Consider the following 25,004-nt stretch of genomic DNA (forward strand, 5'->3'; position numbering starts at 1 on the left):
CTGGGTGGAGCATGTCCGGTCGGCGGTGCGCTTCGCCGACGGTATGGCGTATCTCGCCGAGCAGGGTGCTTCCACGTTCCTGGAGATCGGGCCGGACGGTGTCCTGTCCGGCATGGGCCAGGACTGCGTGGCGGGCGTCTTCCTGCCCACCCTCCGGGCCGACCGCGACGAGGTGCTGACCTTCACCGGCGCACTGGCCCAGGCCCATGCCCACGGTGCCGAGCTGGACTGGACGCGGGTGCTGCCCGCCGGGGCGGCCACCGTGGACCTGCCGACGTACGCCTTCCAGCACCGGCACTTCTGGCTCTCCGACGCCCCGGGCGCCGGGGACGTGGCCGCGGCCGGCCAGAGCGCCGCCGGGCATCCGCTCGTCGGTGCGGTGGTGTCCCTGCCGGACTCCGGCGGAGTGGTGCTCACCGGACGCCTGTCGCTCGCCGCGCACCCGTGGCTCGGCGGCCACGCCGTACGGGACGACGTCCTGCTGCCCGGGACGGCCTTCGTCGAGCTGGCGCTGCGCGCCGGTGACGAGACCGGCTGCGACCGGCTCGAGGAGCTGACCCTCGCGGCCCCCCTCGTCCTGTCCGGCGCGGGCCGTATCGCCCTGCGCGTCGTCGTCGGCGAGCCGGACGACAGCGGGCGCCACGAGGTCACCATTCACTCCCGTGCCGAGGACGCGGTCGCCGACGAACCCTGGACCTGCCACGCCACGGGAACGCTCGGGCACGGCACGGACCCCGGCACGGACCCCGGTACGGAGCTGCGGCAGTGGCCCCCGGCCGGCGCCGAGCGGATCGCCACCGAGGATCTGTACGCCGACCTCGACCGGGTCGGGCTGCGGTACGGGCCGATGTTCCAGGGCCTGCACCAGGCATGGCGGCGCGACACCGAGGTGTTCGCGGAGATCGCCCTGCCGGACGGCACCGACGTCGCCGGATTCGGGCTGCACCCGGCGTTGCTGGACGCGGCGCTGCACGCGGTGGGACTCGGCGGCTTCTTCGAGGACGACCAGGCGCGGCTGCCGTTCTCCTGGTCGCAGGTGAGTCTGTACGCCACCGGCGCGACCGCCCTGCGCGTCCGGGTCGCCGACGCCGGACCGGACGCGGTGTGCCTGGACGTCGCCGATGCCACGGGCGCCCCGGTCGCCTCGATCGGCTCGCTGACGCTGCGGCCGGTCGGGGCCGGGCGGCCGGATGCGGCGGCCGATGCGCTGTTCCGTCTCGACTGGCTTCCGCTGCCGGAAGAGGGGGAGAACCGGCAGCCCGGACGGTGGGCGGTACTGGGCGATGGCAACCATGAACTGGCCGTTCTGGCAAGGGCAGTTGGCGGCATCGTGACCACCGGCGCCAAGCTCTCCGACTTTGCCGCGGAGGGCACGGACGTACCGGACGTGGTGCTCGTCCCGCTCGACGGCGAACCGTCCCGGGACCCGCTCGCCGACGTACGGGAAGCGGCCCGCGGCGCCCTCGGCCTGGTTCAGGACTGGCTCGCCGAGGAGCGGTTCGCCGATGCCCGCCTGGTGTTCGTCACCCGGCAGGCGGTGGCGGCGGGCCCCGAGGACGGTGTCCGGGATCTGGCGCAGGCGGCCGTGTGGGGCCTGGTCCGGTCCGCCGAGTCGGAGAACCCCGGCCGGTTCGGGCTGCTCGACCTGGCGGGCGCAACACGCCCGGCCACCCTGGCCGCCGCCGTCGGCTCGGCACAGCCGGAGGTCGTCGTCCGCGACGACGCGATGTCCGTACCGCGGCTGGCCCGCCACCGTACGGAGCCGGACGCCGCCGGCCTGGGGACCGGGACGGTGGTCGTCACGGGCGGCACCGGAGGGCTCGGTGCGCTGGTGGCGCGGCATGCGGTGGTCGAGCACGGGGTGCGTGAGCTGCTGTTGCTGAGCCGTCGTGGGGCGGCTGCGCCCGAAGCGGGCGCGCTGGTGGCCGAGTTGGAGTCGCTGGGTGCGTCTGTCGGCGTTCGTTCTCTTCTCCTCCGCCGCCGGTGTGTTCGGCGCCGCGGGACAGGGCAACTACGCGGCGGCCAATGCGTACCTCGATGCGCTGGCGGCGCACCGGCGAGCGGCGGGGCTCCCGGCGACCTCGGTCGCCTGGGGTATGTGGGAGCGGTCCGTGGGCATGGCCGCCGCACTGAGCGAGGACGAGGCGCGGCGGGCCGCCCGGTCCGGCGTCGGCTCGCTGTCCGAGGCGGAGGGGCTGGCGCTGTTCGACGCGGCGCTCGGCGCGGACCGCGCCGTGCTGGTGCCGGTCCGGCTGGACCTGCCGGCCCTGCGCCGGTCGGGCGCCCTGCCGCCGCTGCTGTCCGCGCTGGTTCCGGCCAGGCCCCGCCGGGCGGCCGCCGGGGCGGCGGAGGCCGGTGATCTGCGGGCCCGCCTGGCGGGACTGGACACCGCGCAGCGGGGGACCGCGCTGCTCGACCTGGTCCGTACGGAGATCGCCGCGGTGCTCGGCTTCGCGACGACGGCCGAGATCGACCCCGGAAGGGCCTTCCGCGAGCTGGGCTTCGACTCGCTGAGCGCGGTGGAACTGCGCAACCGGCTCAACACGGCGACCGGACTGCGGCTCGCCGCCACGCTGGTCTTCGACCACCCGAGCCCGGCCGGCCTGGCCGAACACCTCGCCACGGAGATGTCCGACGCGGACGGCGCCGCGGGGGAGGGCTCGGCCGGCCTCGCCGCCGAGCTGGACCGGCTCGCCGGGCGCCTCACCGCCGTCCCGGAGGACGACCGCGAGCGCGGCCGGCTGGTCGCCCGGCTCGAGGCGATGCTCGCAGGGCTGACCGGGACCGGACAGGACACGGCAGCCGCCGGCGACGAGATCGCCGACGCCATCGTGGACGCGGACGACGAGGCGATGTTCGACCTCCTCGGCAAGGAATTCGGCATCTCATGAGGCCCGGAGTGATCCAGCACGTTTTCGACGGAGGGGGAGGATCTGCATGACGAACGAGACGGCGAACGAGATGACGAACGAGGACAAGCTCCGGCACTTCCTCAAGCAGGCCACGGCGGAACTGCACCAGACCCGGCAGCGCCTGCGGCAGGAGGAGGCCCGCGCCGCGGAACCCATCGCGATCGTCGGGATGGCCTGCCGCCTCCCCGGCGGTGTGCACAGCCCCGACCAGCTGTGGGACCTCGTCGAGCAGGGCCGGGACGCCATCACCGGCTTTCCGGCCGACCGCGGCTGGGACCTCGACGGCGCGGACGGCTCGGCGCCCTACCGCAGCGGCGGATTCCTGCACGACGCCGCGGAGTTCGACCCGGCGTTCTTCGGCATCGTGCCGAGCGAGGCCGTGGCGATGGACCCGCAGCACCGCATCGCCCTGGAGATCTCCTGGGAGGCACTGGAACGGGCCGGGATCGACCCGCGGTCCGTGCGCGCCACCAGGACCGGGGTGTTCGTCGGGATGATGAACGGCTCGGACTACGTCTCGGCGGGGACCGACATCCCCGCCGGCGCGGACCCGTTCGTGGGCACCGGCAACACCGGCGCCGTGGTGTCCGGCCGGATCGCCTACACCCTCGGCCTGCAGGGCCCGGCGATGACGGTGGACACCGCCTGCTCGTCGTCGCTGGTGACGCTGCACCTCGCCTGCCAGGCACTGCGCCAGGGAGACTGCACCCTGGCCCTGGCCGGCGGCGTCACCGTCCTGTGCGCCCCCGACTTCTTCGAGCTCAGCGAGCTGCAGGCACTGGCGCCCGACGGCCGCTGCAAGGCGTTCGCCGAGGGGGCCGACGGCACCGGTTTCGCCGAGGGCGCCGGCATGCTCGTCCTGGAGCGGCTGTCCGATGCGCGCCGCAACGGGCACCGGGTGCTCGCCGTCGTCCGCGGCAGCGCCGTCAACTCCGACGGCGCCTCCAACGGGCTGACCGCACCGAGCGGCAGCGCCCAGCGCAAGGTGATCGAGGCCGCCCTGGCGAACGCCCGGCTCACCCCGGGCGAGGTCGACGCGGTCGACGCGCACGGCACCGGCACCGCGCTCGGCGACCCCATCGAGGCGCATGCCCTGCTCGCCGTCTACGGCCAGGACCGCGCCCCGCAGAGCCCGCTGTGGCTCGGTTCGCTCAAGTCCAACATCGGCCACACCCAGGCCGCCGCCGGGGTCGCCGGTGTGATCAAGATGGTCCAGGCGATCCGGCACGGGCGGCTGCCGCGGACCCTGCATGTGACCGAGCCGTCGAGCAAGATCGACTGGTCGTCCGGGGCGGTGGAGCTGCTGACCGAGCCGCGGCAGTGGCCCGAGCTGGACCGGCCGCGCCGGGCGGGCGTCTCGTCGTTCGGGCTCAGCGGCACCAACGGGCATCTCATCCTCGAGCAGGCGCCCGCCGACGAGCCCGCGGAGACCGCCCCGGACCCGCTCGCCGGCCCCGTACCGCTGCACCTCTCCGCCCGGTCCGCGGCCGCGCTGCGCGCCCAGGCCGGGGAGCTGCGCTCCTGGCTGCGCCGCCACCCCGGGCTCCGCCCGGCCGATGTCGCCCGCTCGCTGGTGACCACCCGCACCGCCTTCGAGCACCGCGGCGCGGTCGTCGGCACGGAAACCGGCGAACTCGCCGACGCCCTGGCCGTACTGGAGGCCGGGGAGACCGCGGACAACGCCGTCAGCGGCCTGGCCCGGCCGGGCGCGAAGGTCGCCTTCGTCTTCCCCGGCCAGGGGTCGCAATGGGCCGGTATGGCGGCCCAACTTCTGGACAGCGCAGCGGAGTTCGCTGCCTCCGTCGTCGCCTGCGACGAGGCCTTCGCGGAATTCCTGGACTGGTCGGTGGCCGCCGCGCTGCGCGGCGAGGAGTCGGCGCCCTCCTGGGACCGGCTGGACACCGTCCAGCCGCTGCTCTTCACCGTCATGGTGTCGCTCGCCGCGCTCTGGCGGGCCCACGGCATCGAACCGGACGCCGTCCTGGGCCATTCCCAGGGCGAGGTCGCCGCCGCGTATGTGGCCGGGGCGATCGGCCTGCGCGACGCCGCGCGCCTGGTGGCCCGGCGCAACGACGCGCTGCAGACCCTGTTCGGGCACGGCGCGATGGCCTCGGTGCTGGCGCCGCCGGCCGATGTCCTGGAGCGCATCGAGCGCTTCGACGGCGCGCTGTCCCTGGCCGCCGTCAACGGGCCCGGCGCCTGCGTCGTCTCCGGCGGCACCGAAGCCGTCGACGCGTTCGTCGAGGCCTGCACCGACGCGCGCATCCGCGCCCGCCGGATCCGTGGCGCGGACGCCGCCGGACACTCCGCACAGGTCGAGCGGCTGCGCGAGCGGATGCTCACCGAACTCGCCGTCGAGCCGGTGGCCGCACCCGTTCCGTTCTACTCGACCGTGGCAGGCGGCCCCCTCGCGACCGACGGGCTGACCGCCGACTACTGGTACCGCAACGCCCGTCAGACGGTGCAGTTCGACGCCGCCGCCTGTGCCCTGCTCGCCGACGGTCATCTCGTCCTGATCGAGGTGAGCCCGCACCCCGTGCTCACCGTGCCCCTGCAGGGCATCGTCGATGACACGGGCACCGACGCGGCCCTCGTCCCCACGCTGCGGCGCGATCACGGCGGCCTCGGCCGGTTCCGTACGGCCGTGGCCGAGGCGGCGGTGCACGGCGCCCGGCCGGACTGGACGGCGGTGCTGCCGGGCGAGGGCACGCCGGTCGAGCTGCCGACCTACGCCTTCCAGCGCCGCCGCTACTGGATGCCGACCACACGGTCCGCCGGGGACGTCACCTCCGCCGGGCAGCAGCCCGCCGGACACCCCCTGCTGGCCTCCGCGGTCTCGCTCGCCACCGCCGACGAACTGCTGCTCACCGGCAGGCTGTCGCTCACCTCGCAGCCATGGCTGGCCGACCACGGAACCCGCGGCACCGTGCTGCTCCCGGGCACCGCATTCGTCGAACTCGCCCTGTGCGCGGGTGAGAAGGCCGGCTGCCCGGGGCTCGAGGAGCTGACCCTCGCCGCGCCGCTGGTGCTGCCCGACGAGGGCGGCGTCGCGGTCCAGGTCCTGGTGGGGGAGCCCGACGACGAGGGCCGTCGGCCGGTGCACATCCACAGCAGGCCGGACGCCGGCGGGGACGGGCAGCCCTGGATCCCGCATGCGGTCGGGCAGCTCGTCCCGGACCCGGCGCCCGCCGGCGACCTGGGGGCCTGGCCGCCGCCCGGCGCGGAACCCGTCGACCTGACCGGGCTCTACGCGCGGCTCAACGCGGCAGAGGTCGACTACGGCCCGGCGTTCCAGGGCCTGCGCGCCGCCTGGCGGGCGGGCGAGACCGTATACGCCGAGGTCGCCCTGCCCGACGACATGGCCTCCACGGCGGCGGACTACGGGCTGCACCCGGCGCTCCTGGACGCCGCGCTGCACGCCGCCACCGCGGGCACGGAACTCTCCACGGCCGAATCGCTGCGCCTGCCGTTCTCCTGGACCGGCGTGCGGCGCCATGCCCCGGGCGCCTCGCGGCTCCGGGTCCGGCTGGTCCGCAAGGGCGGCGACAGCGGCCACGAACTCGGCCTCGACGCCGCCGACGAGACGGGGCGGCCGGTCCTGACCGTCGCCTCCCTCGTCCTGCGCGAGATCTCCGCCGAGCAGCTCAGCGCGGCCAGCGGCGACCACGACGCCCTCTTCGCGGTGGACTGGGTCCGGCCGCGGGACCGGGCGGCGGCGCCGGCCGGGACCCGGGCGGTGCTCGGGGACGGCCTGCCGGACGCCGGGACCCGCTATACGGACCTGGCCGCGCTGACGGCCGCGGTGGAGTCGGGCGCCGCCGTCCCGGACCTGGTCCTCGCCGTGCCGGACGCGCCGGACGCGGGCTCCCCGGACGCCGCGGCCGTCCACGACGAGACCGCCCGGGTCCTCGCCCTGCTCCAGGACTGGCTGGCCGCCGACGCGCTGAGCGGGACCCGGCTCGTCCTGGTCACCCGCGAAGCGGTCGCCGCCCGGCCCGACGAGGCGGTGCCGAACCTCGCGCACGCCGCGGTCTGGGGCCTGGTGCGCTCCGCACAGTCGGAGAACCCGGGCCGGTTCGTACTGGTGGACACCGACGGCAGCGACGCCTCGGCCCGCGCCCTCCTCGCGGCGGCCTCCGGCGGCGAGCCGCAGCTCGCGCTCCGCGAGGGCACCGCCCTGGTGCCCCGGCTCTCCCGGGTGCCGCTGGGCGCGCCGGAAAGCCCGTCGGGTCTCGACCCCGCCGGTACGGTGCTGATCACCGGGGCGAGCGGCACACTGGGCGCGCTCGTCGCCCGCCACCTGGTCGTTGAGCACGGCATCCGGCATCTGCTGCTGACCAGCAGGCGCGGCCCGGACGCCCCCGGATCGTCCGAACTGGTCCAGGAGCTGGGGGAGTTGGGCGCCTCGGCGGACATGGTGGCCTGCGACCTCGCGGACCGGGACGCGGTCCGCGCGCTGCTCGCCGGGATACCCGCCGACCGCCCGCTGGCCGGCGTGGTGCACTCCGCCGGTGTCCTCGCCGACGGAGTGCTCGGCTCGCTCACCCGCGACCGGCTGGACCGGGCCCTCGCGCCCAAGGTCGACGCGGCCCTCAACCTGCACGAGCTGACCCGCGGCCTCGGCCTGGGTGCCTTCGTCCTGTTCTCCTCGGCGGCCGGTGTCGTCGGCAACGCCGGACAGGCCAACTACGCGGCGGGCAACGCCTTCCTCGACGCCCTCGCCCACCACCGCCGGGCCCAGGGGCTGCCCGCGTCCTCACTGGCCTGGGGCCTGTGGGAGGAACGCAGCGGGACGGCCGGCGGGCTGACCGACGAGGAGTTCAAGGAGCTGCTGCGGCCCGGGTTCGCCGGACTGAGCAGCAAGGAGGGCCTGGCGCTGTTCGACACGGCGTGCGCGCTCGACCGGGCGCTGCTGGTACCGATGCGGTTCCACGCCGCGGCGGTCGCCGGCCTGGACGACGTCCCGCCGCTGCTGCGCAGGCTGGTCCGGCCGTCGGCCCGGCGGGGCAAGGCGGCCGACGAGGCCGGGGAGTTCCGGCAGCGGTTCGCCGCCGCGGAGCCGGGCGAGCGGCCCGAGGTGGTGCTCGGCTGCCTCCGTGCGGCGGTGGCCGTGGTGCTCGGGCTGCCGGACGCCGAGTCCGTCGCCGCCGACCGCCCGTTCCTCGAGCTGGGCTTCGACTCCCTCACCGCGCTCGAACTGCGCAACCGCCTCGCCACCACGGTCGGCACCCGGCTGCCGCCGACCGTCGTCTTCGAGCACCCGACACCGGCCGCGCTCACCGCGTACCTGGTGGAGGCCCTCGCCGGCGAGGCGGCGGCCGACGGGGCCCCGGCTCCGGGGGACGCGCCCACACCGGCCGCGGCGTCCGCCCCGACCGGCTCGCCCGCCTCGACCTTCGGGCCGATGATCGCGCGGGCGGCCGAGCTCGGAAAGGTGCCGCAGCTGGTGGAACTCCTCTCCGCGGCGGCCGAGTTCCGGCCCGTCTTCGACCGGCCGCAGGACGCCGCGACCGAGCCCGTCCGCCTGGCGACCGGTCCGGACGGACCACGGCTGGTCTGCATCCCGTCCGTACTGGCGATGTCCGGGCCGCAGGAGTACGCGCGGTTCGCCGCGCCCTTCCGCGGAGAGCGCGACGTCATGGTGCTCCCGGTCCCCGGTTACCGCGCGGGCGAGCTGCTGCCCTCCTCGGTCGAGGTGCTGGCCACCGCACACGCGGACCGGCTGCTGGCCGAGCCCGGCGACGGGCCCTTCGTCATCACGGCGCACTCGTCCGGCAGCGTCCTCGCGCATGCGCTGGTACGGGAGCTGGAACGACGCGGAGTGCGGCCCGCCGGGCTGGCGCTGCTGGACCCGTACGTCCCCGTCCGACGGCTGTTCGCCGGGCTGGAGGGCCGGCTGCTGGGCGGGGTGAGCGGCGACGAGCGGTTCCTGCCGACCGACGACAGCAGACTCACCGCGATGGGCGGCTACTTCCGGCTGCTGGCCCAGTGGCGGCACGCTCCCGTCGAGGCGCCCACGCTGCTGGTACGGGCCACGGAGCCGCTGGCCGCCTGGGGCGACGCCGCGGACTGGCGGTCCACCTGGGACGGTCCGTACATCGAGGCCGAGGTGCCGGGCGACCACTTCACGATGATGGAGGACCTGGCCGGCGGCACCGCCCAGGCGGTCCGGGAATGGCTCACCGGCCCGCTCCGGCCGTAAGGGGGCCGGGGTAGGGGCGGTAGGGGTTGTTCCCCCCTCAAAGGGCTCGTTAATTTTCTTGGGTACAGGGCGATTTCGCGTCATTGCGACGGCCGATCGCATTTCCCCGGTCGTTTCCGCCGGCCCGCGAAATAAAAAGCACGCATTGCGGCGACCAACGGCGAAACCACTCTCCTGTGCCCCGCCCATGCCGAGCGGTGTGCCCTCTCCGCGTTCACCGCCGAATTTCAGAAAAACCGAAGGGTCAGCTCATGCGAGTTCTATCGACGGTCACGGGTTCCCAGGGCCACGCACGCGCGGTGTTGCCCGTGGTACGCGGGCTCGTCGACGCCGGTCACGAGGTGCTGGTGGCGCTGCCCGCACATCTGGCGACGGTGTTCGACGGCTCGGGCGCCCGGGTGGAGCCGGCCATGCCGGACCTGGTGGACGCCATCGTGGGGGAGGTGACCAAGATCCTCTCGGGCGGCGGTGACCGCACCCTGAACCCCGAGGACTTCGCCGACCCGCGGATCAAGATGATGATCTTCGCCGCGGGGCCGCATGTCACCGGCGCCTACCGGGCCGTGCTGCCCCTCGCGGAGGAGTTCCGGCCCGACCTGGTGCTCCGCGACGGCGGGGAGCTCTCCGGCGTACTGGTGGCGGAGAAGCTGGGCGTCCCGCACATCTCCGCACCGTCCGGCACCGGCAACGTTGTCGACCCCGAAGGCGCCAACGGCCTGCTGAACGAGCGCCGCAAGGAGGTCGGCCTGCCCGAGCGGACCGACGCCTGGTCCATCTACGCGCACGGCAAGATCGACTGCGTACCGGACGCCTACTCGTTCGCCCAGTACCCGGTGCCGCCGGCCTTCACCTACCGGCAGCCGATGCTCGGCGCCATGCAGCACACGCTGCCCGCCGAACTCTCCGCGCTGTCCGGGGACAAGCCGATCGTCCTGGCGTCGGTGGGCACCTCCCTGCCGGTGCTGCTGGAGATGCAGGAGCGCGGCATCGGCCTGCCCGACGGCATGCTCGAACCGGTCGAGACCTTCTACATGATCGTGGAGGCGCTGGCCAAGGTGGACTGCCACGCCGTGGTCTCCACCGGCGGCGTCCCCGTCGAGGGCATCGAACTCGGCCCGAACGTCCACCTCATGGACTTCGTCCCGCAGCCGCTCCTCCTGGAGTGCACCCAGCTCTTCCTCACCCACGGCGGCTACAACGGCATCCGGGAGGGCATCCGGGCCGGTGTCCCGATGGCGGCGCTCCCGCAGTTCGGCGACGAGCACCACAACGCGGGCCGGCTGGCCGAGCTCGGCCTCGGCGAATGGATCACCGAGGTCAGCCCGGACGGGATCGCCAAGGTCGTCGACCGGGTCCTCCACGACGAGAAGATCCACCACAACCTGCGCACCGCACAGCGCAGGATGCTGGGCCTGCCCGGCGTCGAGGCGGTCGTCGCCCACCTGGAGTCCCTGGCGGCCGGCACCGCGGGGGCACGGTCGTGACCGGCACCGTCGCGGCGCTCGGCCTGCGCCCGGGCGACCGCGCGCTCGTCGTCGCCCCCCATCCCGACGACGAGACCATCGGCCCCGGCGGCACCGTCGCCCGGCTCGCCGCCGAGGGCGTCGCGGTGCATGTCCTGTGCGTCACCGTCCGCGCGGCGAAGATGTGGGGCAGTTCCAGCGAACCCTCCGTCCGGCACCAGGAGTTCGAGAAGGCCTGCGCCGCGCTCGGCGTCACCTCCGGCACCATCGCCTGGGTCGACGAGACCGGCACCATGGACATCTGCAACCGCCGGCGGGAGCTGGTCGACCTGATCGAACGGCACGAGGAAGTGTCGCTCACCACGGTCCGGCCGCACGCCCTGCTGATCCCCTCGGCGGGCGGCTACCACCAGGACCACCAGGCGGTGCACGAGGCCGCGTTCGCCGCCGCCCGGGTGCAGCCCGCGGGTCTGAAGCCGACCCCGCGCATCGTGCTCGGCTACCGCGGCGTCGAGGACCGCTGGTCGGCGGTGAACGAGTCCTGGTGGCTGCACGTCGACACCTCCTCGTTCTGGCAGGCCAAGCGGGAGGCCCTGCTGGCGTACGGAACGCAGATGCGGCCCAGCGGACCGCGGTCGATCGAGCAGATCCGCGGTATCGATTCCGCCACCGGCTCGTCCTGGAACTGCGCCTACGCCGAGTCCTTCGTTCCCTACCGCCTCGCGTACTGACAACGCCTCGCGCACTGCATCGCTCGCCCAACGGACGAGCACCCCCCCACCCTCGCTTCACCCGTGGACTCAGGAGGTCTGCCATGGGGAGATTTCACGTCGGCATGGTCGGAATCGGCTACGCCGGACTGCCACTGGCCGTACAGCTGGCCAAGGCGGGCAACGACGTGGTCGGCTTCGACATCGACCGCACCCGCGTCGAGACCGTCAACGACGGCCGCTCGCCCGTGGACACCGTCACCGATGCCGAGATCCGCTCGCTGCAGGGCCGGCTGAGCGCATCCACCGATCCGGTCGTGCTCGCCGCCAGTTCGGTCATCGTCGTCTGCGCGCCCACCCCGGTCAACGGCGACGAACCCGATCTGCATCCACTCACCAGCGCCGTCGAGACCGTCGCCGGACAGCTGCGGCCCGGCCAGCTCGTCATCGTCGAATCGACCACCCACCCCGGTACCACCGACGGCCTGCTCCAGCCCATCCTGGAGAAGTCCGGCCTGCGCGCCGGAGCCGACTTCCACCTCGCCTACTCGCCGGAGCGGATCGACCCCGGCAACACCCGGTACGGGATCGGCAACACCCCCCGGGTGGTCGGCGGTCTCACCGCGGCGTGCGCCGAGCGGGCCGCGGAGTTCTACCGCCAGGTGACCGAGGTCCATGTGACCCGGGGCATGCGCGAGGCCGAGGCGGCCAAGATCCTCGAGAACACCTACCGCCAGATCAACATCGCCCTGGTCAACGAGTTCTCCCAGCTGTGCCACGGCATGGGCATCGATGTGTGGGACACCGTGGCCGCCGCGTCGACCAAGCCGTACGGCTTCCAGACGTTCTGGCCGGGCGCCGGGGTCGGCGGCCACTGCATACCCGCCGACCCCCTGTACCTCATCCACCACGCGGGCACTCTGGGCATGGCGTTCCACATGGCCGAGACCGCACACCGGGTGAACGAGGGCATGCCCCTGTGGGTCGCCGACCGGATCACCAAGGACATCGAGCAGCGCGGCATCTCCGTCAGCGAGGCGACCGTCCTGCTGCTCGGGGTGACGTACAAGGCGAACACCGACGACACCCGCCACACCCCGGCCGTGCCGATCGCCCGGGCGCTGACCGAGCGCGGCGCGACGGTGCTCTGCCACGACCCCTACGTCGACGGCCTGAGCTGGGCGGACGGCCGTATCGACGGGGTGCCGGACCTGGCGGACGCACTGGACCGGGCGGATCTGAGCGTCCTGCTGCAGCGCCACGACCAGTTCGATCTGGAGCTCATCGGGCGGCGGGCCCGGCGCCTGTTCGACACCACGGGCTCCGTCCGCACCGACCACAGCGTGCTCCTTTGAACCCTCCCCCGGCTAAAGCAGGGGGATTCCTGGCTCAGGAACCCCACCCGGCTAGCAGACGAACGGGTCTTACTCCCTCAACACCAGCCGGGACGGAACCTGCCCGGTTGCCCGAAAGCATGGGGCTGCACTGGCTTGAGCACGGGCCTGCACGGGCTTGGCTCTCGCTCAGCGCGTTGTGCGTGCTCGGTTCTCGCAACGCACCCCGCAGACGTTACCCGGTCACGCCCCCTCCGACCCCTGGAGCAGTCCTCTGATGCGCGTTCTGGTCACGGTCACCGGCTCGGCCGGGCATGCGAACTCCATGCTGCCCATCGCGCGGGCGCTGACCGCCGCGGGCCACGAGATCCTGGTCATCACCACCGAGAAGCTGGCGCCGCGCTTCGCCGGCGAATTCCCCGACGTGCGGCCGCTGTTGCCGGGCCTGCTGGAAAAGTTCGCACCGGTGCTGGAGGTCCTGCGCTCCGGCGCCGAGCCGCCGCCCGAGCTGCTGGCCCAGTTCGCCGACATCGCCGGCCAGATGGCGTGGGTGGACACCGCGCCGCACGTCACCACGGCGGTTCGGGCGATCCTCCCGGTGGCCAAGGAGTTCGGGCCGGACCTGATCCTGCGCGACGGCGCGGAGCTGGCGGCCTGCCTGGTCGCCGAGGCGCTCGGCGTGCCCTTCGTCTCCGCGCCGTCGGGGGACGGCAATGTGCTCGACCCGGTGCGGGTGCGCGATCCGCTCAATGAGCGCCGGGCCGAGGCGGGGCTGCCGCCGCAGCACGATCCCCAGGCGATCTACCGCCATGGACGCATCGACTGTGTGCCGGGCATCTATTCGTTCGCCGCGTTCGAGATCCCGCCGGCCTTCTGCTACCGGCAGCCGACCAGCGTGCCGGCGTCCCACGCCCTGCCTCCGGACATCGCGGGACGGCTGGCCGGCCGGCCGCTGGTGCTGGCCACCGTCGGCAGCGAGTTCGCCGCCACCGAGGAGGCCATGGAGGCCGGACTCGGGGTGACCGACGGCGGTCCGCCGCCGGCCGATGCCGTCCGTGCGCTCGTCACGGCGCTGTCCACGCTCGACTGCTTCGCGGTGGTCTCCACCGGCGGCCTCGTCGTGGACGAACTCCCCGCAGCGGACAACGTCCTGGTCAGCGACTGGGTCGACCAGCCCCTCCTGCTGCGGCATGCCGCGCTGTTCGTCACCCACGGCGGCTACAACGGCATCCGCGAGGCGATGGCCGAGGGCACCCCGATGGTCGTGGTGCCGCAGGACGGCGAGAACGAGCACAACGGCCGGCGGCTACACACCTTCGGCATCGGCGAACTGGCCACGGCCGCCACCGCGGAGGCGGTGGCCGGGGCGTGCCGGGGTGTCCTCGCCGACCCCCGCTACCAGGAGCGCGCGGCGCAGGCCCGCGGCGCCATGCGGGCGCTTCCCGGAACGGCCGATCTGGTCCGGCACCTGGAAATGCTCGCGGCGGGTTGATTTCCGATCTCCACCCGGATCCCCACCCAAGGACGATCGCAAGTCCACCGGACTCCGCATTAATGTCGGATCACTGCCTCCTCGGACCCGGCGCCGAACTCTCGTGAATCGGCGCCGGGTTGAAACAACCGAAAGGAAATGACCGATGAATTCGCTTGCCGAAATGGGGAACCCGGTGCAGCTGGCCATGGACTCCGAGTCGCTGATGAACTTCGCCCTGCTCCGCTTCGGGATCATCATCGGCGGCGGTCTCCTGGTGGTTCTGGTGTTGTTCGGCCTACTGATGATCTTCAAGCGCAAGAGCTGACCGCTCGGCGAGGCAGGAGAGGCGAAGAGTGGCACAGGCGACCGGGCCGTCCCGTTCCCAGGACAGGGCGGCCGCACGGGCCCGGCAGCACCGGCTCGTACTGGCGGTGATGCCGGGGCTGATGGCGGGCATGTTCCTGTCCGCGCTGGAACAGACCATCATGAGCACGTCCATCAGGACGATCGCCGACAGCCTCGGCGGGCTCAGTCTGCAGGCGTGGGCGACGACCGCGTACCTGGTCACCTCCACCATCGCCGCCCCCGTCTACGGGAAGCTCTCCGACATCTACGGCCGCAAGCCGGTCTATCTGGTGTCCATCGCCATCTTCCTGGTGGGCTCGCTGACCTGCACCTTCGCCCAGTCGATGCCCCAACTGGCGGCATTCAGAGCGCTTCAGGGGCTCGGCGGCGGCGGGCTGATGGCGCTGGCCTTCGCCATCACCGCCGACCTGGTACCGCCCCGGGACCGTTCGCGGTACCAGGGCTATTTCATGGCGGTGTGGATCGCGGCGAGCGTCGTCGGCCCCACCGTGGGCGGTGCGCTCGCGGGTGCCGATCAGCTTCTCGGGCTGGCCGGCTGGCGGTGGGTGTTCCTGGTCAACCTCCCCATCGGGCTGCTGGCGATGGCCGTCGTCGCCAAGGTGCTCGATCTGGAACACCACCGGCAGCCGACGAAGATCGATGTCTGGGGCGCGGTGACGATCACCGTGGGCCTGGTCCCGCTGCTGGTGCTCTTCGACCACGGCAGGGAGTGGGGCTGGGGCTCGCCGGCCGCGGTGATCTCGCTGGTCGTCGGCCTGCTGGGACTGGCGGCGTTCGTCGCCGTCGAACGACGGGCCGGTGACGCCGCGCTGATCCCCCTGCGGCTGTTCCGTATCCCCACCTACCGCACCGCCATCCTGACCGCCATCACCGTCGGCGTCGGCATGTTCGGTGCGGTCTCGCTGGTGCCGCTCTATCTGCAACTGGCGCGGGACGCCACGCCGATGGAGTCCGGTCTGGTGATGCTGCCGATGATGGGCGGCATCATGATCGCCACGGTCGTCTCGGGGGCGCTGATCTCGCGGCGGGGACGGTACAAGATCCTGCCGGTGGCCGGCGCCGCGATCACCGCCGTCGGCATGTTCGCGTTCTCCTTCGTCGGCATCGACACCCCGATCTGGATCCCCCTGCTGCTGGTCCTGCTCTTCGGCATCGGCATCGGCAACTGCACCCAGGCCGTCACGGTCGCGGCGCAGAACGCGGTGCCGGCCCGCGACACCGGGGTGGCGACGGCGTCGCTGATGTTCCTGCGGCAGATGGCGGGCGCGCTGGGCGTCGCGTTGTTCCTCTCCGTCCTCTTCGGGACGCTGAGCGGCAACATCTCGGCGGCCGTCACCCGCGCGACCGCCGATCCCGCGGTCGCCGCGGCGATGCAGGACCCCGCGGTCGCCGCCGCCCCGCGCAACCGGGCCTTCTTCGACCTGCTGCACGGCGGCCAGGAGGTGGCCACGGACTCGTCGTTCCTGCACGGAATGGACCCCGCGCTGGTACGGCCGTTCCGCGAGGGCTTCGCCGCATCGCTGAACCTGGGCTTCCTGATCGGCGCCGCAACCATGATCGTCACCCTGATCCTGGCCCTCTGCCTCAAGGAGCTGCCCCTGCGGGAACTCAGCGCAGCCGAACTGATGGCCCAGGAAGCGGAGTCGGAGCCGGGCGCCGAGGCCGGGCATACGGCGAACGGCGACTCGTAGACATCCGCCGCCACCTGACGGCACATATTCCGCGGCACCCGCCGGCACGTGCACCCGTGGCACCCCCCCCGGCACCTGCCCCCGCGGCACCCGCCCCACGGGAACACCGCCCGCCCCCGCCACGTTGTGGACTGCAAGGGGCCCACCCATCCCCTAGGGGATCTGTTCGAACGACCCCTAGGGGATACGCCATCGGCACGACACCCCCGTCGCATCCGGGTGGAGAGGAAATCCACCCGGCTCCACCCTGATTCCACCCGCGGACCGGTTCTGCGGTTCCGTTCACCGCGATAGCGTCGAAGTAGAAGCTTCGGCAAGGAAAGCAAGAAAGCAAAAGAAGCGGAAGGAAAGCGTGATGACTTCAGCGCTGGGCAGCGGTGGCCTGATGAATTTCGTGCTGCTGCGTTTTGCCCTGATCGCGGGCGGCGTCCTCGTACTCGTCATCATTGGATTTGCGGTGCTGATGATGCTCAAGCGCCGGGGATCGGTCAGCCAGGAAACTCTCAACAGGGCACGCGAGCATGCCGTGCCGCTCGCACGGGCGGTGATGGAGAACCGGCGCAGCGGCCGCGGCGGGCGCGGCGGCGGCCGGGGCGGGCTGCTGAACTCGGTGCTCTCCGCGATGAACGACCGCGACCGGCGAAGGTGATCACACAGCCATGAACGGATACTTCCTTGCCGGAAAAGCGGACGACGACGAGCTGCTCCAGCACTTGCTGATGGACAAGATCTGGAAGATGGGCATCATCGTCGGCGCGGTGATCATCGCGCTGATCGTCATGGTTATCATCTATCGCAAAGCAGGCCGTCGCTGACAGCCGCAGTCGAGCCGGTCAGCCGTGGCGACGACCGGTCGGGAGAGATGGTGCGCGCCACAGGCGGCCGCCGGGGCCCCTCGGCCCCGCAGGTACCCGCGAGCCTGGTCATGCAGATCGTCGGGTTCGGACTGCTGGCCGGCACGCTGGCCACGGCCCGGGAAGGCGCCGTGGCCATGTGGGTGGTCTACGCGGTCAGCCTCGCCTGCTGGTTCGTCTTCCACTTCCTCGTCTCCACCCGGCCGCGCTGGGCCGGGATCGCGCTGGTGCTCAGCGCCGCGCTGCCCGCGGCGGCCGCCGGCTGGGCCCATGACTCCACCGCGGTGATCATGGTGAGTGTGGTGCTGGGCCGGTTCACCGCCTGGCACCGGCCGAGGGCGGCCGCACTGTGGCCGGTGCTCGGCGGCTGCCTCCTGCTGACGCTGCTGACCTCGGCGGCCGGCGGGGCCGGACTGGGCGATCTGGCCGGCTACACCGTCATGCTGCTCCTGCTCACCCTGCTGGGCCTCAACCAGCGGCAGTACCAACTGCGCGCCACCCAGGCCGAACAGCTCCTGCACCAGACCACCCTGATGCAGCAGGAACAGGCGCAGGTGGCGGTGCTGGGCGAGCGGGCCCGGATCGCGCGGGAGATCCACGATGTGCTCGCGCATTCGCTCGGCGCGCTCACCGTCCAGCTCAAGGCCGCCGATTCGCTGCTGGACAGCGGCGACATCGACGGCGCACGCGCCCGGGTCCAGCGGTCCAACCGGCTGGCCGACGACGGGCTGGCCGAGGCCGCGGCCGCCGTCGCCGCGCTGCGCGACGATGTGATCCCGCTCCCCGACATGCTGGCCGATCTGGTCGAGGACTTCGGCCGCGACCACCGCACCGAGGTCCGGCTGACCACCACCGGCCCCGTGCGCCCGCTGCCCTCCGGGCCCATCGTCGCCCTGGTCCGGGCCACTCGGGAAGCGCTCACCAATGCCGCCAAGCACGCCCCCGGAGGCGCGGTGACCGTCGGCCTGGACTACGGCACCCACCGCGTCCGGCTGGAGGTGCGCAACGCCGTCCCGCGCGCCGCGAAGTTCGTCGACGACGGCCCGCCGGTGTCCGGATACGGCCTCACCGGGATGCGCGAACGCCTCGCGCTGGTGGGCGGAACGCTGGAAACCGGCCCCGACGACACCCACCGCTCCTGGTGTCTCGTCGTCGAAGTACCCGCCTGAGGGCCCCGGCGTCGCGGTACGGGCACCGCCGGTGAGAGCGGTTGTCCGCGCACCGGAACACGGCTGGGGGAATTCCCCTTGTCCGCCATCGATCAAGGGGCGATTAGGGGTTGGGCCGGGCAATAGGGGCCGCTTAGTTTTGGCCACAAGAATTCGGGGCGGAAGCCTTCCGGAATTCGGCGCGCCCGGACCCCGATCGTCAGCCCAGTCACAAGGAGACAGTGACCGTGACCACCAGCCCTATCGATCAGAAAACCTTTGATGCGGTCGTCGTCGGCAATGGAGTGCTGGGTCTTTCGCTCGGGCTGACGCTGGCCCGTCGCGGGCTCGGTGTGGCGCTCATCGGTGAGGCACACCGGCCGACCGCGGCCTCGACGGCCGCCGGTGCGATGCTCGGCTGCTTCGGCGAGGTCACGACCACGCTGCTGAAGTCCGAACACGGCCGCACCAAGATGGACTTCGGCGTCCGCGCCGCGAAGATGTGGGACGGCTGGCTCAGCGCACTCGACGAGGACGCCCCGGGCGAGGAGATCCGTACCGCCGACGGCACCACCGTCATGCTCAACACCGTCGGCATGGCGGCCATCGACGACGCCAACTTCACCGCCATCCGCGACATGCTGACCCAGTACGACGAGCCGTACGAGGACGTCGACCCGGCCGACATCGAATGGCTGGACCCCGACCCCAACTCCCGCCCCCTGCGCGCGATGCACATCCCCGGCGAGCATGCCGTCAACACCCCGGAGCTCCTCACCCGGCTCCAGACGGCGTTTGTCCGGCGCGGCGGAACGGTGGTCGAGGACACCGCCGTCCAGCTCCAGCACGAGGGCGGCCGCATCCACGGCGTCACCCTCGCCTCCGGCATGCAGCTCTCCAGCGCGCGTGTGGTCCTGGCCGGCGGCGCCCGCACCCAGGAGCTGCTGGACACCATGCCGGAACTGTCCGCGCGCATCCCGCGTCTGGTCAGCGGCTACGGGGTGTCCGCCCTGATGCGCACCGAGGGCGGCAGCGGCCCGCGCAGCGTGCTGCGCACCCCCAACCGGGCGTTCGCCTGCGGCCTGCACGTCCTGCCGCGCGGCGAAGGCGAGGTCTACGTCGGCGCCACCAACGTCATCTCGCCGGAGCCGGTGACCATACCCGCCATGGGCGACGTCCTCTTCCTGCTCGAGTGCTCGGCCCGTCAGGTCCGGCGCGACCTGTGGGGCAGCGGAGTGCACAAGCTGCAGGTGGGCAACCGCCCGGTGTCGCTCGACGGCTTCCCGCTGCTGGGCGAGGCCGGTCTCGAGGGGCTGTGGATGCTGACCGGCACCTACCGCGACGGACTGCACCTCTCCCCGCTGCTGGCCGAGGAGATGACCCGCCGTCTGCTCGGTGAGGAGCACGAGCTCGACTGGGACGCCTTCACGCCCGTACGGTCGCCGATCGCCCCCGAGAGCCGGGAGGACATCATCCAGACCGTGTCCACCCACCTGCTCGCCACCGGATACGAGTACCCCTGGCGGATGCCCGTGATGTACCCGCTGCTGATCGAAGCGGGATTCCAGAACTCGTTCGCCGCCTGGGCGGACGAACTGGACCCGGAGTTCACGCCCCCGGCCGAGCTGCTGGCGGTCTCCCGCCGGCTCTACCCCGTCATCGGCAAGTGGCTGCGGGAGTACTACGCGGCCAGCCGCTCGGCGCGCGAGGCCTGATCCCGTACCACTCCCGGCCGGCCCCGTGGCCGGCCGGGAGACACCACAGAGCCCCGGGGCGGACCCTGCCGCCCCGGGGCTCTGCCCTGTTGTCCCGGCGCCTCACTCCTGCGCCAGACGCTCCAACTGCCGCTTGTCCGGCTTGCCGTTGCGGTTCAGCGGGAAGCGGTCGAGCACCACCACCCGGTCGGGACGCTCGTAGGACGCCAGCATGTCCTTGAGCCGGTCCCGCCAGTACGACGCCTCCCGCTCCTCGCCGTCCTCGACGAAGAAGACCAGCAGCGCCCCGCGCCGCTCGTCCGGCAGTGCGACGATCCTTGCCGAGCAGCCCTTGGCGGCCACGGCCCGCTCGATCAGCTCGGGATAGAGGGTGTATCCCATCCGGTGCACCGCGTACTTGCGGCCCAGGACGTAGAGGTTGTCGTCCGCGTCCAGGTATCCGAGGTCCCCGGTGCGCTGCCAGCCGCCGGGCAGCGGCACCAGAGTGCCGTCCTCGGCCAGCTGCCCCTCCATCGCGTCCGGCGTGCGGACCTCCAGCTCGCCCGCCGCCCCCGCGGCGACCGTACGCCCTTCGTCGTCGACGACCCGGAGCCCGATGCCGTCCATGACCCGTCCGCAGGCGACCGGGTTCTCCGGCGTCGCGAACGCGATGTTGCCCAGCTCCGTACTGCCGTAACTGTCCAGCAGCGGCCGGCCGAACTCGCTGACGTAACTCCCGACCAGCGGGGCGTCCAGCGGGGCCGCGCCGACGCAGAACATCCGCGCGCCCTCCAGGCCGGGGCGCAGGGCCGGCTTGCGGGTGACGAGATTGAGCATGCTGCGGTAGCTGGCCGGGGTCGCGTCGATGACGGAGGCGCCCGATTCGGCGGCCATCGTCAGCGCGCGGTCCAGCCGCCGGTACGGCGCGATCACCAGCGAACACCGCACCAGCCAGGCGATCAGCACCATGGACAGCCCGTACTGATGGGCAAACGGCAGCAGCGGCAGCAGCACATCGTCTTCGCGGTGGCCGACCTGCGCGGCGTTGCGCCGCAGGTTCTCGAGGAACTTCCGGCCGGATTTCACCACGCCCTTCGGCGAGCCGGTCGATCCGGACGTCCACATGATCAGGCCGTCCGGGAGATCGCACCAGGTCCCGATGTCCAGCCGGTCCTCCACCGGCGTCCGGCCGGCGGCGGACACCAGCAGCTCATAGAGGTGGACGGCCTCCTGACCGGCGTCGAGGGGGGCGTCCTCGTCGCACAGGACCAGCTTGGTGCCGGTGCGCAGGATGATCCGTCGGGTCTCCTCGGCGTGCTCCTGCTGGTCGACCAGCACGATCGAGGCCCCCAGGTGCATCAACGCCAGGAGTGTCGCCATCCAGGCGGGGGAGTTGCCGGCCTTGAGCGTGACGCGCTCTCCGGGGCCGACGCCCTTCTCGCGGAGCACCTGTGCGATGAGAAGAGCGTCGCGCTCGAAATCGTCCAGGGTCCGTACCGAGTCGGGGGCAAAGATTTTCGCGCTCATTTCTCGCACGCTTCCTTCCTCATGCCGGGCATGGGCGGTGTGCTGCGTCAGCGGTCCCGGTGTGGTGTCCACGGGGAGCAGTCGCACAGGCGGGACGGTGTGCGGAAGATCGACGCGGCCGTCCGGCCGGCGGGGCGGAACACGCCCCTCACCAGGAAAGAGTCTGGAAGTTGGGGAGCCGGCGGGGAACCCTTATCCGGCCCCCTACCATCCCTTGTCTTCACGAGGACGGGCCTTCATGGGGACGGGCCTTCACGAGGACGGGCCTTCACGAGGACGGGCCTTCATGGGGACGGGCCTTCACGGGCCTCACCCCTCGGGCAGCTCGACCGGCGCCAGCTCGGAGAACAGATCGCCGGGACCCGGATTGCCCGCGGCGGACGACCCGCCCAGATGCCGCACCACACCCCACACCGCGTTCAGCGCCGTGGTCACCGCGCCCTCGGCGAATCCGGCGGTCCACGAGATGTCGTCCCCGCACAGGAACAGACCGCGCTGCGCGGGGGCCAGCCCGTCCTGCAGGAAATGCGTGAACAGCCGGCGCTGGTAGCGGTATTGACCGGGCAGGTTCGCCTTGAAGGCCCCCATGAAGTGCGGCTCCGTCTCCCAGGTGACCGTCACCGGATCGCCGAGGACATGAGACGCGATGTCCACCCCCGGATAGATCTCCGCCAGCCGCTCCAGCAGCACCGCCAGCCGCTCCTCGGCCGACAGGGTCGCCACCTTCAGCGAGTCGTCGTTCCAGGTGTACGACAGGCACATCACCCCGGGCCGGTCCGGGCCGTCGTCGAAGAGATACACCCCGCGCGCCAGCCGGTCGGTGAGCGTCATCCCCATCGTCTCCCGGCCGCCGCCCGGCGCCACATCGCGCCAGAACGGCCGGTCCGTCAGCACGAACAGCTTCGAAGCGCCCATGTAGTGGGTGCGTTCCACGGCCGTCCAGTGCTCCGCCGGCAGCAGACCGGGCGGGCACGAGACGCGGTGGAGCAGGGTCCAGACATGAGGGGTGTACACCACCGCCGGATAGGTGCGGGTCGCACCGCTGCGGTCGGTCAGCCGGAAGCCCTCCGCCGCCTGGCGGATCGCGGTCACGCCGGGCAGCGGTGAGCCGTTGTGCAGGGACGCGAGCGAGGTACCCCGTGGCCAGTGGGCAAGGCTCCCGGGCCGGTGCTCCCACAGCCCGCGCGGCAGCTGTTCGGCGCCGCCCACCAGCAGCATCTGATGGGCGTCGGCCTCGGTCGCCACGACCCGCAGAACCTCCAGCACCGAGTTGGGGAAGTCGGTGTCCCAGCCGCCGCTGCCGAACCCCACCTGGCCGAATATCTCGCGGTGGCGGAAGGAGCGGAACGCCGGGCTGCCGGCCAGGAACCCGTAGAACGACTGATCGTCGAAGGCCGCCACCAGCCTGTTCCACACCAGCTTGAGCGTGGCGGTGTCCCGCTGCCGGATCGCACTGCTCAGGGTGGACAGCTCCGCGCGCTCCTGGAGGGTCTTCTCCCAGGCCTCGGCCACCTCCTGGAAGACCGCCGGCAGGTCCTCTGCGGTACGGGCCCACTCCCGGCGGCCGTTCAGATCGATGAGGGTGCCGGGGGTGGCGGGGGAGAGGGGGTTGGGAAACGGCCGGGTGGACAGCCCCAGGAGGCCGATGTAGTGGAACAGCGCCCGTGACGAGACGGGAAAGCGCATCGCCCCCATGTCCGCGACGCGGTCCGGATCGGCGGGGAACGGCACCGAGCGCATCCGCCCGCCGATCCGCTCCACCTCGTACAGCACCGGCCGCAGCCCCAGGCGCATCAGCTCGTACGCCGCCGTGAGCCCGGCCATACCCGCGCCGACGACGGCCACCGGCGTACCGGCCCGTCCGGCGGGCAGGGACCCCAGTCCGGCCGGATGGGCCAGCCAACTGTCGTAGGAAAAAGGGAAGTCCGGCACGAGCATGGTCGTCGGCGCCGGGGTGGCTGACGTCATCGGGGAGAAACCTCTCGGCCGCTGGGCGGTGCTGGCGCGGAATTCACCATGACCGGGAATTCCGGAAGCGGGACCTCATGGGTCGGAAGCGGGACCTCATGGGCCGGTGAAAGCACGCTAATTCGACGCGCCGAAGGCGGACAACCCCTGTTGTCGCCTCGGCTGCCGCTCAGGCGGCAAGGGGCAAACAGGGGGCATAGGGGTTCTATGGGGTGTCGGCCCGTATGACGGTCCCCCTAACGTGATTCACACTGACTGCCGACTCATGTTAGGTGTGGCGCCGATGAACGAGAAGACCGCTCTGATATTCCCGGGGATGGGGCCTTCAAGTTTCTCTGCGGTCGGTAAGTTCATGGTGCTCGACCCCTACGTCAGGCGCCTGCTCCCCCTGGCCGACGAGGCGCTGGGATATTCGCTGCTGGACCGCTTCTACGAGTCCGACGAAGAATATTCCGAATATACCCAGGTGGCATTCCTGGTCAACTCCCTCGCGCTCGCCCACCGCGCCGAGGAGGAACTGGGCATACGCCCCGACTACTGCGCCGGCCCCAGCTTCGGCCAGAAGGCGGCCGCGGTCTGGACCGGCTCCCTGGACTTCCCCGACGTCGTACGGATGACGGCCGAACTCGCCCGCTGCGAGCAGGAGTACTTCTCCGCCGAGCACACCGACGTGGTGACCCACACGGTCATGCGCGTCCCCGACAGCGGCCTGCAGGAATACCTTTCGGGACTTTCCGAGCAGGGCCACTGGTACGAGATCTCCGGCCGCCTCGACGACGGCTTCGTCATGGTGTCGCTCAGTGACCGGCTGCTGGAGGATTTCACGTCATCCGTCAGCGCCATGGGCGGCTACTCGATGTCCACCATGCGCCCGCCGGTCCACGCAAAGGCCTTTCACGCGCTCCGCCGAAAGGCCGCGGAAGAGGTGTTCCCCCGGTATGGCGTACGAGCCCCGCGCATTCCCGTGATAGCCGACCAGGACGGCCACGTCGTCGACACGGCCGACGCCATGCGCACCATGCTGCTCGATACCTTCGACGTGGCCATCGACTGGCCGGCCGTGGTGAATTCTCTGGTGAATCTCGGCGTGCGCACGGTGTATGTCACCGGGCCGGAGAACCTTTTCCGGCGGGTGCAGTGCACCGTGCGGAACTTCGATGTGGTCGCGGTGGACCCCAAGAACACTCTGCAGAAAATGCTGCGGCCGGTCCGGACGGGTGCGCCGGTCCTTTGAGACCTGCCCCGTAAGGGAGCTGTTGCCCGCCGAGGTGCGAAGCCTCAGCAGTTCTGGAAGCGGCGGGCCTCAGCCAGAGACCACGTCGATGGCGATGTCCAGGCCCTGGCCATGGTCCATCGTCCGCATTGCGGCCTCGGCCAACGCGCCGGCACTCACCACACCAAGAATGTGTTCATCGCTGAACCATGAGGCTTTGGCGTGACGGCCTGTCTCTCCACAACTCGGCAAGAACCGTAGAGGGCTCGGGGTTCTCGGGCGCGGACGCGATGGCACCCGCCAGATAGTGCACGGCGGCCGGACCGCCCGAGAACATCCCTGGTCCGGACGTCAGTCCTTGATCTCGCAGATCACCGCGCCGGAGGTGAGGGCTGCGCCGACTTCGGCGGTCAGGCCCTTGATGGTGCCGGAGCGGTGGGCGTTGAGG

The 25,004-nt window shown here is 72.0% G+C and carries 14 protein-coding genes and 3 pseudogenes; 15 read left to right on the plus strand and 2 right to left on the minus strand.

All coding sequences use genetic code 11. The features are described 5' to 3' along the window. Positions 1-112: 112 nt before the first annotated feature. From ADL29_RS45750 to ADL29_RS34600, 14 genes and pseudogenes are all read left to right on the plus strand, one after another. Positions 113-1,889, plus strand: a pseudogene (locus ADL29_RS45750) (polyketide synthase dehydratase domain-containing protein); the annotation flags it as partial. 96 nt (positions 1,890-1,985) lie between these two features. Further along, a pseudogene (locus ADL29_RS45755) lies at positions 1,986-2,045 on the plus strand (KR domain-containing protein); the annotation flags it as partial. A 189-nt stretch (positions 2,046-2,234) separates the two neighbouring features. Further along, positions 2,235-2,891, plus strand: a complete 657-nt coding sequence (locus tag ADL29_RS45760) for a phosphopantetheine-binding protein (RefSeq protein ID WP_245689756.1) — start codon at positions 2,235-2,237, stop codon at positions 2,889-2,891. 109 nt (positions 2,892-3,000) lie between these two features. Further along, positions 3,001-9,114 (plus strand): annotated as a pseudogene (locus ADL29_RS34560) (type I polyketide synthase); the annotation flags it as partial. A 251-nt stretch (positions 9,115-9,365) separates the two neighbouring features. Beyond that, positions 9,366-10,598, plus strand: coding sequence for a glycosyltransferase (locus ADL29_RS45765; RefSeq protein WP_063788591.1), 1,233 nt, complete (start codon positions 9,366-9,368; stop codon positions 10,596-10,598). Beyond that, the gene (locus ADL29_RS34570; RefSeq protein WP_245689755.1) at positions 10,595-11,308 is read left to right on the plus strand and encodes a PIG-L deacetylase family protein; all 714 of its coding nucleotides are present in this window, start codon (positions 10,595-10,597) and stop codon (positions 11,306-11,308) included. The genes ADL29_RS45765 and ADL29_RS34570 overlap by 4 nt, the downstream gene beginning before the upstream one ends. A gap of 83 nt (positions 11,309-11,391) precedes the next feature. Then, positions 11,392-12,642: a nucleotide sugar dehydrogenase gene (locus ADL29_RS34575; RefSeq protein WP_053927477.1), complete on the plus strand. Its 1,251-nt coding sequence runs from the start codon at positions 11,392-11,394 to the stop codon at positions 12,640-12,642. A 256-nt stretch (positions 12,643-12,898) separates the two neighbouring features. Continuing rightward, entirely contained in the window at positions 12,899-14,113 is a 1,215-nt protein-coding gene (locus tag ADL29_RS34580; protein ID WP_053927478.1) for a glycosyltransferase, read from the plus strand. Between the two features lie 145 nt (positions 14,114-14,258). Next, complete coding sequence (locus tag ADL29_RS43845; protein ID WP_157878651.1) at positions 14,259-14,420, plus strand: hypothetical protein; 162 nt, start codon at positions 14,259-14,261, stop codon at positions 14,418-14,420. 28 nt (positions 14,421-14,448) lie between these two features. Then, a complete protein-coding gene (locus tag ADL29_RS34585; protein ID WP_053927479.1) occupies positions 14,449-16,152 on the plus strand; it encodes an MDR family MFS transporter in 1,704 nt (567 codons plus the stop codon). Between the two features lie 355 nt (positions 16,153-16,507). Beyond that, complete coding sequence (locus ADL29_RS34590) at positions 16,508-16,801, plus strand: hypothetical protein (RefSeq protein WP_053927480.1); 294 nt, start codon at positions 16,508-16,510, stop codon at positions 16,799-16,801. Positions 16,802-16,811: 10 nt separating this feature from the next. After that, entirely contained in the window at positions 16,812-16,967 is a 156-nt protein-coding gene (locus ADL29_RS43850; protein ID WP_157878652.1) for a hypothetical protein, read from the plus strand. 47 nt (positions 16,968-17,014) lie between these two features. After that, entirely contained in the window at positions 17,015-18,175 is a 1,161-nt protein-coding gene (locus ADL29_RS34595; RefSeq protein ID WP_046928798.1) for a sensor histidine kinase, read from the plus strand. A gap of 227 nt (positions 18,176-18,402) precedes the next feature. Then, positions 18,403-19,869 carry an NAD(P)/FAD-dependent oxidoreductase gene (locus ADL29_RS34600; protein ID WP_211274446.1) on the plus strand — a complete coding sequence of 489 codons (1,467 nt, stop codon included), beginning with the start codon at positions 18,403-18,405 and terminating at the stop codon, positions 19,867-19,869. A gap of 102 nt (positions 19,870-19,971) precedes the next feature. Here the strand turns inward: ADL29_RS34600 and ADL29_RS34605 are convergent, their stop codons facing one another. Beyond that, the gene (locus ADL29_RS34605; RefSeq protein WP_053927481.1) at positions 19,972-21,375 is read right to left on the minus strand and encodes a class I adenylate-forming enzyme family protein; all 1,404 of its coding nucleotides are present in this window, start codon (positions 21,373-21,375) and stop codon (positions 19,972-19,974) included. A gap of 309 nt (positions 21,376-21,684) precedes the next feature. Beyond that, positions 21,685-23,343, minus strand: a complete 1,659-nt coding sequence (locus tag ADL29_RS34610; protein ID WP_053927482.1) for a flavin monoamine oxidase family protein — start codon at positions 23,341-23,343, stop codon at positions 21,685-21,687. 283 nt (positions 23,344-23,626) lie between these two features. On the opposite strand from ADL29_RS34610, the gene ADL29_RS34615 reads away from it, so the two are divergent. Further along, positions 23,627-24,577 carry an ACP S-malonyltransferase gene (locus ADL29_RS34615; RefSeq protein ID WP_053927483.1) on the plus strand — a complete coding sequence of 317 codons (951 nt, stop codon included), beginning with the start codon at positions 23,627-23,629 and terminating at the stop codon, positions 24,575-24,577. Positions 24,578-25,004: the final 427 nt, after the last annotated feature.

It is taken from the genome of Streptomyces chattanoogensis, from assembly GCF_001294335.1.
GTDB classification, from domain to species: Bacteria; Actinomycetota; Actinomycetes; order Streptomycetales; family Streptomycetaceae; genus Streptomyces; species Streptomyces chattanoogensis.

What these genes read in the sequence shown, in the direction of transcription:
- ADL29_RS45765 (WP_063788591.1), top strand. Translation starts at nt 9,366, where the DNA reads ATGCGAGTTCTATCGACGGTCACGGGTTCCCAGGGCCACGCACGCGCG.
- ADL29_RS34580 (WP_053927478.1), top strand. Translation starts at nt 12,899, where the DNA reads ATGCGCGTTCTGGTCACGGTCACCGGCTCGGCCGGGCATGCGAACTCC.
- ADL29_RS34615 (WP_053927483.1), top strand. Translation starts at nt 23,627, where the DNA reads ATGAACGAGAAGACCGCTCTGATATTCCCGGGGATGGGGCCTTCAAGT.
- ADL29_RS34575 (WP_053927477.1), top strand. Translation starts at nt 11,392, where the DNA reads ATGGGGAGATTTCACGTCGGCATGGTCGGAATCGGCTACGCCGGACTG.
- ADL29_RS43845 (WP_157878651.1), top strand. Translation starts at nt 14,259, where the DNA reads ATGAATTCGCTTGCCGAAATGGGGAACCCGGTGCAGCTGGCCATGGAC.
- ADL29_RS34590 (WP_053927480.1), top strand. Translation starts at nt 16,508, where the DNA reads ATGACTTCAGCGCTGGGCAGCGGTGGCCTGATGAATTTCGTGCTGCTG.
- ADL29_RS34610 (WP_053927482.1), bottom strand. Translation starts at nt 23,343, where the DNA reads ATGACGTCAGCCACCCCGGCGCCGACGACCATGCTCGTGCCGGACTTC.
- ADL29_RS43850 (WP_157878652.1), top strand. Translation starts at nt 16,812, where the DNA reads ATGAACGGATACTTCCTTGCCGGAAAAGCGGACGACGACGAGCTGCTC.
- ADL29_RS34605 (WP_053927481.1), bottom strand. Translation starts at nt 21,375, where the DNA reads ATGAGCGCGAAAATCTTTGCCCCCGACTCGGTACGGACCCTGGACGAT.
- ADL29_RS34595 (WP_046928798.1), top strand. Translation starts at nt 17,015, where the DNA reads ATGGTGCGCGCCACAGGCGGCCGCCGGGGCCCCTCGGCCCCGCAGGTA.